The sequence below is a fragment of the Natronobacterium haloterrestre genome, assembly GCF_900112205.1.
Taxonomy (GTDB): Archaea; Halobacteriota; Halobacteria; order Halobacteriales; family Natrialbaceae; genus Natronobacterium; species Natronobacterium haloterrestre.
On the sequence record NZ_FOKW01000009.1, the window covers coordinates 217,621 to 224,365 of the forward strand.

Here is a 6,745-nt window from a genome sequence, read left to right on the forward strand (position 1 = left end):
TATGTCGACACGCCCCCGCGAGAGTCCACGGCATCGACGGGGATCGGGACGAGGCTGTCCGGGTCCTGGGGCATGCTGCGTCCGACCATGCGAGCCACCTGGCTGCCGGGGAGATGGTGCGGCCCACCTGTTATATGCCCTCTCGTCGTGTGGACGACTCCGAACCGATGGATAGCACTGTTACGTTCGATGACCGAACGGATGCTGGCGAACGGCTCGGCGAGGAACTCCGCGAGAGAGGCATCGACGCGGATATCGTTCTCGCGATTCCCCGCGGCGGACTACCGCTCGGGCGCGCGGTCGCCGACGCGCTCGACGCGCCGCTTGACGTCGTCGTCGCGAAGAAGATCGGGGCTCCCGGAAATCCCGAGTACGCGATCGGGGCCGTCGCAAGCGACGGCAGCGTCTGGCGAAACGAACAGGCGTTTCGCGGCGTCACCGTCGACGAGGAGTACTTCGAGGAACAACGCGAGATCGAGGCCGAAGCCGCCCGGGCGAAGGCCGACCGCTACCGCAGCGGGCGATCACCTCCCGACTTCGATGGCAAGACAGTGGTCGTCGTCGACGACGGCGTCGCGACGGGTTCGACAGCCAGAGCCTGTCTCTCGCGCCTCGAGACGTCCGACGCCGATCGGGTCGTCCTCGCAGTCCCGGTCGGCCCGCCGGACACGATCGCAGCCCTCGAAGAGCAGGCCGACCAGGTCGTCAGTCTCGAGACGCCGACGGGCTTCCGGGGCGTCGGCCAGTTCTACAGGGATTTCGCGCAGGTCTCGGACGAAGAAGCGATGGACTACCTAGAGCAGTGACGACCCGCGACGAGATAGAGCAGTGACGACCCGCGACGAGATGGTCTACGGCCGGAGGAAGAAACTGCCCGGCGAGGAGTTCTGTGAGAACCGGTCCGGCGGGCTACTCGACCGAGAGCTACCGGACGACCGTTACCGGGATCGTCGCCCGCTCGACGATCGACTTCGCGACGCTGCCGACCATTGCGTCGGTCCGCTCCGAGCGACCGCGGTGGCCGACGAAGATCGCGTCGAACCCCTTCTCGTCGGCGTAGTCGGAGATCTCCGTGACCGGATCGCCGTAGAGGAGTTCGACGTCGACGTCCTGGTCGAGTTCGGCGGCGAAGTCGGCCGCGTCCTCGAGCAGGTCGAGTCCTCGCTGTTCGACGTCGGCGACGCTCTCGAGGGTCAGCCGGCGGTCCGCATCCCACAGCGAGACGTTCGGTTCGTCCCCGCCCTCGTCGCGGACGGTGGGATCGGCCGCGTGGACGACCGTGATCGAGCCGTCCATCGCGTCCGCGACGTCGGCGGCGTAGGCGAGGGCATTCTCTGATTCTTCGGAGCCGTCGACGGCCACGAGAAACCTCATGGGTGTACGGTCGCCGTCCACAGAGTTAAAGGGGCCTCCCGTTGGGCTGGCCTGCCCTACCATTATTTTTCTCAGTGGGTGGAACTCCGCAGTTCACGTCATCCATTCCAGCGATAACGGCGACACCGCCGAACGAACGCCACCGCGCGAAATCGACCAGGGAAGTTGTCGATGGCCCCAGGCGTCCCTGTTCCCGATCCGCGGGACCGTCGAGCCGCTGAGAGTTGGCCGACGAACGACTCGGGTTCGACGAACCACGGCTTTCAGACGACGCGAACGGCGACGTGGGCGACCCAGTCGACGACGAAACGACGACGAGCAACAGCGAACTCGAGGACCCAAGCCGGACGGTGATCGAGCTGATCGCGGACATCCCTGAACTGGCGCGACGGGGATCAGTCGGACTGCGCCAGGGACGAGGAGGGGGTCCGGGAGGGTATCGACGTCGTCCGATCCCGGGAATCGAGCCGACGTTGGCACCGTGGCACCGTTTCCGTCGAGTACGACCCCCTGTTCGGCGTCAGGGCGACCGTCCGGTCTCCGGACCGATACGCTTGACCCGTCCCCGTGCACCGGACTTGAGTTTGACGAGGATCCCCTCGGGATGGGTGCGCTCGTCGGTGAGAACGGCGCCGACCTCGCCAATGATCCGGTCGCCGTTCTCCTGTTCGATCTCGACGGTCATCCCCTGGACGAGTTCGTCCCGCGTTGGCAGGTCTGCCGACATACGCGTCTCCCGACGACGCCGATGCCCTTAGAGGATTGCGTCGGTCTCGAACCCGTCCTGTCGGCTCGAGCGGTAGTCACGTACTGCCTCATCTGGAGCGGCGATGGAGTGTGTCGGTGTCCCTCGCTCGAGAGACGAGACCGGCACTATCGCCGAGTGCCCTGTATGCTGAGACGTCGCGAACCCGCAGTGACCACTCCTGCTATTCGAAGGTGTGAACCGGCTACGGGGCCGGAGAACCCAGGAAGGGGCCGTCGACGACTGCCGGCGGTGCGGAGCCACTGTCGATAGAGGTACCGAGACGTGCCCTGTCTGGGACACAGAAGGGATCGTCCAGTACCGGATCTCCTGGCACACGCCAGAGGGGTACAACACGCTCGTCGATGTAGCGGAGAACACGGGGCCACCGTCGAGGCACTCACGGGCCTGGGACCTGACCACGTCTCAGCGACACAGATTTCCAACCCTCCCTACATATTCAAGTGTCAGAATCCGTATTTATAGCCTATGCTACTTTCCGGCAAAAGTGCGGACAAACTTTCGAAGAGAACTCAAAATCCGCCGCCAAACCTCCGATTATGACCGCCAGTGGGGAGTCCCTCAACCACGATCACCACCGATAAACACGACCCCGTCACATGGGGAAGTACGTTTACATGACCTACAGTGACAATTGCTCGGTTTTTGACGTATCCTGGGCCAAGTGGTAAACTCACGTCTCTCATTTGGTGTTCCATGTCACCGGAGGCAGACGAGATTCGCGTGTGGCTCGTTGAGCGTGGATACAATAACCGTGATCTCATCGTTCTCAAGTACGCAACACCCGACGGAGAGCGAATGTTCCGAAAAGAAGTTGCGTCGCAGGCTCTAGAGACGGTGACCGCCGCAAAAGATGTCTCTCCTAAGAATCTCGGACCCATCGATGAGGCTGGAGTGCAGGAACGGTACGCTGCTGAAGCTACGCGAATGGCAGAGAAGCACGATCCGGATGATCCAGTGTAATCCCTACCAGCAAGGAAACACTCCTACACGCTATGTTCAATGGTGGATACCCGTGACCTAGTTTTCGAATCTTTGTGAGTCGAACTATTCCAATTCCTCCTCTGGGGCGTGCATTCTCTCATCTGTGTTTGGCTGCAGTTGGTGGATCAAGTTCAGATGCATGAGATGGAGATGCATCCCGATTCCGTACAGGATGAGCCCCAAGCCCGCGAAAATAAGCGGGAGGAGTATCGAATCAATTGCCTGTGGCACGCTATCTAGATTCGCCGGTAAGACTCCCACAACTGCCAAGAGGAACGCACACAGAATGAGGAGGTATCCCACACGAACCGCACGAGCGTAATTTCCGACCTGTTGAATTCGACGCTCAATCTCCTCTTGGGAAGGTAGCGATTTTTCGTTGGTCATAGACGGTTGCAAGCCGATAGTCGGTGGTTGGAAGGATAATCATGCAACTTGCAAAGATACCGGCTGACTGTGTCATGCTACCACACATAGACGACGAAAAATCTGACTGAATATCGGAGACCCGATGCTAGTGGCAGAAATTTAAGTCATTCTGACCGTTCGAGCCTTTTCCGGCGAGTCTCGAACTCTTCGTCGGTGAGCTCGCCACGGGCATATGACCGCCGTAGTTCCTCCATCTCTGAGGGTTGCGACGGTCGATTTTCCGTTGTGCTTCGAACGACGAGATATCCTCCGCCGAGTAGGGCGAGAAGGAAGACGATCGGGACGAGTATCCCGGTGAACGGCCACCATCCGCCGGAAGTCCCGTTCCTGCCCATCATTCCTCCGAATCCGAACCCCATCGTGAGCATCGGCAGTACGATAATTGCTCCCAGGAGTAGAAGAATGAGCGTCGTCGTGTCGAGTTGAGTTGAAGATGACATCGGTTTCAGGCTTCCGAGGCGGGTTCGAAGTCGTCTGTGACGGCCGAGAGCGTGCGCTCGATCCGATCCTGAACTTCGGTTGCGATACCATCGAGTGCCTCGTTGTCGGCGATCCCAAGGAGTTGGTGGGGGTCGACGGCACTCACTACGATGTCTCCGTCGTCGGTTTCGTAGACGACGACGTTACACGGGAGGAGCGCCCCGAGTTCGATCTCCTCGATTACTCCCTCGTGTGCGAGCGACGGGTTGCACGCACCGAGAATTCTGTATTGCTGGAATTCTTCTCCGAGTTTCTCCTCGAGCGTCGCTTGGACGTCGATGTCACAGAGGACACCGAATCCTTCGTCCTCGAGCGAAGCGATCGTGGTATCGACGACCTCGTGGAAGTCACCTGATACGCGTGTTTGTATGGTATAGTCCATACACTACAAAACTACCCCCATCCGTTTAATACTGTGCTTGCAGAATAGTGGTCAGCGATAGTATCCTCGGAACCGTTCTCCTACAATATATATCGTGGGAAACAGGGACGACCGTCACGAGGAGGTTACAACCGTGATGGCTACGAACAGTAAAACGGACCCAGAACAATTGACATCCTCCCCGCGCTAAAGCGCGAGGATTCCTCCGTTGGGGGTTCGGCTATCGATCCACGGAGGCAACTTGCGGGTTCGTGCGCACTTCTTTGGGACTTTCGTGAGGGTGTGGTTTCCCCGACCAATCGTGGCCGTCCCACTCGAATCGCACGGGCCGTGCCATCGGCCTGATTTCGCAATCGCTGTTTTCTCGAAGGAACGTTTCTGACGCCGTGAGGTCGGCGTGCCCCTCGAATCCACACGGACACGTCAGCGTATCCCCGTGGCGAACCGTCTTCTCGTGATCGCCACACTCGGGACACGTCTGACTCGTCCATGCTTCCGACTCGGCTTCGAGAGAGATGCCGTATTCCTCACAGACGCACGCGAGACGGTGGATGAACTTCTTGAACGCCCAAAAGTTGTGCGTCTTCTCGTTCACTCTGACCGACCAGTGCGTTTCCAACACGTCGGTCAAGTCGCCCACGTACACCGTTGCCACGCCCTCGTCGTGTAGCCGTTCAACGAGGTCGCGCACCAGCGCGTTTTGTGCGTGGTCACGGCGCTTCGTCCGCTGTCGGTACAGCCGTCGAATCCGTTTGGAACTGTAGCGGCCCTCTCGGAGTTTCGACTGTAGGCGGGCGATTTCGTCGGTCGTCTCGCGGAACCGTCCGAACAACTCCCGACCGTCGTAGAGGTATTGGGAACCAGCAGTCGTGGAACACGCGACGAGGTTGTTCGCGCCAACGCCGAGGGCGGCTTCGTGAGAAGCCAGTGGTGAATCCAGTCGAGAATCAGGGACGGTGACTGGTTGGAAAGCCCTGAACGTGTCGCTCACCTCGTCGTACTCAAGTTCCAGACGACCCTGTTTGCCGTCCCATTTCGGATTGCCTCGGACTTCGAGGCGGAGTCGTTCGTGGTAGCCGAGTCCGTATTTGTCTTTCAGTTCTTGCCCGACAGGGATTTCCAGACGGCTTCGCTTCCCCCACTCAATCGTGTACTGGTTGCATCGGATGTAGGTACGGAGTTCTCGTCCGTCCTCCTCGTTGCCCCAGTACGACGGTGGGTTGGCGTACTCGCCTTTCTCTTTGAGGGCGAAGAACGACCGCCACGCTTCGCTGTTCTTGCGCGTGACCTGTTGGACGGTCGCGCTTCCGACGACGCCGTTGTAGCGTCCTCGGTACTCGGAGGTGTCCCACACGTCGCCGTCACCGAAGTAGTTCTGACGCCGTTCGTAGGTCAGTTCGTTCCACAGGGAGGCGGAAGCGTCGAGTAGCCGTAGGAGGCATTCTTTGTCGTTCTCAGTCTGTGGAACCACCTCGAAGGTGTTGACGCGTTTCATGCGTCACCACCTTCCTGTTCAGCGATGTACTGTTCGACAGCGCCCTTCGAAGCGCTTCCCGCTGTTCCGACGTAGTACGAACGAGTCCACTTCACGCGGTCATCGTACCGCTGGTTGTACTTCCGCGCCGAGATGCCCTTGATCCAGTTGACGATGAGTGACGGGGCGTTCTTGGGTGGACTCCCGATGAACAGGTGTACCTGGTCGGACATGACCTCGGCCTCGGCCAGTTCGAGGTCTTTGTCCTCACAGATTTCCGCGAAGATGGTTTCGAGACGTTCCTTCGTCTTCCCCGTCAGGTGCGAACGTAGGTATTTTGGTACGAACACTATGTGGTAGTAGAGTTCGTATTTCGCGTGACGGGTACTCTTCACCATCTATGCATACTATCACAGTACAAGGGTTAAAGATTGCGTTGGAACCCCGTCTGTGCCATCGTCGGCGGTTGAATACTGTTGGTCGGCTTCATCCCCGCGCTAAAGCGCGAGGCTTTCGCCTCGCATTTTCCGTAAACTGTCCCAGGGGCGAGCCTCGAGATTAGCGTCGTCTACGTGGGTGGGTTCCATGGTGGGGTTTTCCGGAACGGGGGCATCTGTGTCGGCCATTTTGAGGGGTCTGACCGGACGGCTTGTCCTGCGTTCGGCCATTGCGTTCTCCGTCCGTCCGGTTCTCCTTGTTCACGGTCGCACCTGCTGTCTCGGGATCGATATCCAGCCGATCCTTGGCATCGTCGATTGTTTTGCTTTGTTGAATAGCTTCTGAATGGTAGTTAGAGAGGCTCACAGAGCTTTTCTATGTTGATGATGGCGAACATGAGGACAATTTCACGGAACTG

At 59.3% G+C, this 6,745-nt stretch carries 8 protein-coding genes; 2 read left to right on the plus strand and 6 right to left on the minus strand.

All coding sequences use genetic code 11. The annotated features are described in order from the left end of the window. Positions 1–167: 167 nt before the first annotated feature. Positions 168–806 carry a phosphoribosyltransferase gene (locus BM113_RS17260; RefSeq protein ID WP_089789289.1) on the plus strand — a complete coding sequence of 213 codons (639 nt, stop codon included), beginning with the start codon at positions 168–170 and terminating at the stop codon, positions 804–806. A gap of 118 nt (positions 807–924) precedes the next feature. On the opposite strand, the gene BM113_RS17265 is transcribed toward BM113_RS17260, so the two are convergent. Together BM113_RS17265 and BM113_RS17270 are read right to left on the minus strand one after the other, a co-directional pair. Further along, positions 925–1,374 (minus strand): universal stress protein, encoded by a 450-nt coding sequence (locus BM113_RS17265; RefSeq protein ID WP_089789271.1) that lies wholly within the window; start codon positions 1,372–1,374, stop codon positions 925–927. Between the two features lie 520 nt (positions 1,375–1,894). Then, positions 1,895–2,101, minus strand: a complete 207-nt coding sequence (locus BM113_RS17270) for a DUF2196 domain-containing protein (RefSeq protein ID WP_089789272.1) — start codon at positions 2,099–2,101, stop codon at positions 1,895–1,897. Positions 2,102–2,836: 735 nt separating this feature from the next. Between BM113_RS17270 and BM113_RS17280 the strand changes: the two genes are divergently transcribed. Further along, positions 2,837–3,103 (plus strand): DUF7967 family protein, encoded by a 267-nt coding sequence (locus tag BM113_RS17280; RefSeq protein WP_089789274.1) that lies wholly within the window; start codon positions 2,837–2,839, stop codon positions 3,101–3,103. Positions 3,104–3,657: 554 nt separating this feature from the next. Here BM113_RS17280 and BM113_RS17290 read toward each other — a convergent pair. The 4 genes from BM113_RS17290 to tnpA all read right to left on the minus strand — a co-directional run bounded on the left by BM113_RS17290 (position 3,658) and on the right by tnpA (position 6,287). Beyond that, complete coding sequence (locus BM113_RS17290; RefSeq protein WP_089789276.1) at positions 3,658–3,993, minus strand: SHOCT domain-containing protein; 336 nt, start codon at positions 3,991–3,993, stop codon at positions 3,658–3,660. Between the two features lie 5 nt (positions 3,994–3,998). Continuing rightward, positions 3,999–4,415 carry a DUF302 domain-containing protein gene (locus BM113_RS17295; RefSeq protein WP_089789277.1) on the minus strand — a complete coding sequence of 139 codons (417 nt, stop codon included), beginning with the start codon at positions 4,413–4,415 and terminating at the stop codon, positions 3,999–4,001. Between the two features lie 220 nt (positions 4,416–4,635). After that, entirely contained in the window at positions 4,636–5,910 is a 1,275-nt protein-coding gene (locus tag BM113_RS17300; RefSeq protein WP_089789278.1) for an RNA-guided endonuclease InsQ/TnpB family protein, read from the minus strand. Next, a complete protein-coding gene (tnpA, locus tag BM113_RS17305; protein WP_089789279.1) occupies positions 5,907–6,287 on the minus strand; it encodes an IS200/IS605 family transposase in 381 nt (126 codons plus the stop codon). Before tnpA ends, BM113_RS17300 begins: the two co-directional genes overlap by 4 nt. Between the last annotated feature and the right edge of the window lie 458 nt (positions 6,288–6,745).